Source organism: Burkholderia sp. LMG 13014, assembly GCF_905232215.1.
Lineage (GTDB): Bacteria > Pseudomonadota > Gammaproteobacteria > Burkholderiales > Burkholderiaceae > Burkholderia.
In genome coordinates, this window is record NZ_CAJNKE010001089.1 from 1 (window position 1) to 218 (window position 218).

Annotated in this window: 1 protein-coding gene; it reads left to right on the forward strand. The window is 62.8% G+C overall.

What is annotated here, in order from left to right:
- Positions 1-218: phage baseplate assembly protein V (locus tag JYJ84_RS38205; protein ID WP_240201970.1), on the forward strand; the 218-nt coding region annotated here is incomplete at both ends.

The following is a 218-nucleotide window of genomic DNA, read 5'->3' on the forward strand; positions in this document are numbered from 1 at the left end:
GGCACGACGAGCACAGCTCGTGCTGGATCCGTGTTGCGCAGAACTGGGCGGGGGCGCTGTGGGGACACATGGCGATTCCGCGCATCGGTCAGGAGGTCATCGTCGACTTTTTTGACGGCGATCCAGACCAACCGGTCATCACCGGTCGCACCTACAACCGCCTGCAGCTACCGCCGTACGAACTGCCGCGACACAAGACGCGGATGACGATCAAGAGC